Below are 446 nucleotides of genomic sequence, written 5' to 3'. Positions count from 1 at the left end.
CTGGTGGTGGAGACCATGCCGTCGGTGGTGGGCTGCCCCTCTTGCGCGGTGCTCGCCACCGGCCACGGTCGGCGCGAGGTCCTGCTCCACGACCTGCCCTGTGCTGGGGTGCCGGTGCGGGTGCTCTGGCGCAAGCGGATCTACCGCTGCCTCGAGGATGCCTGCGAGATCTCGACGTTCAGCGAGATCCACTCGCTGGCGGCCCCGCGGGCCAGGCTCACCGCCCGCGCGATCGCCTGGGCCGTGGCCCAGCTGCGCTCCCATGACATCGCGGTCTCGGCCCTGGCGGAGATGCTCGGGGTCGCCTGGAACACCGTTTGGGACGCCATCGTCCCCGTCATCGAGATCCAACTGGGCGCTGAGGAACGGCTGACCGGGGTGGACGCTCTCGGTGTCGACGAGCACGTCTGGCGCCACGTGGGCCCGCCCGGCACCGGGCTGGTCAC

The 446-nt window shown here is 71.7% G+C and carries 1 protein-coding gene; it reads left to right on the top strand.

Annotation, left to right across the window (positions count from 1 at the left end; genetic code table 11):
* Positions 1 to 15: 15 nt before the first annotated feature.
* Positions 16 to 446, top strand: a 431-nt coding sequence (locus ACPYN7_RS18060; protein ID WP_424348566.1) for a helix-turn-helix domain-containing protein, incomplete at its 3' end; no start/stop codon positions are given.

Origin of the sequence: Kocuria sp. CH-021 (genome assembly GCF_049716185.1) — a bacterium.
Taxonomy (GTDB): Bacteria; Actinomycetota; Actinomycetes; order Actinomycetales; family Micrococcaceae; genus Kocuria; species Kocuria cellulosilytica.
The sequence above is the reverse complement of the archived record's forward strand: the minus strand, read 5'-3'. Positions and strand labels throughout refer to the sequence as shown.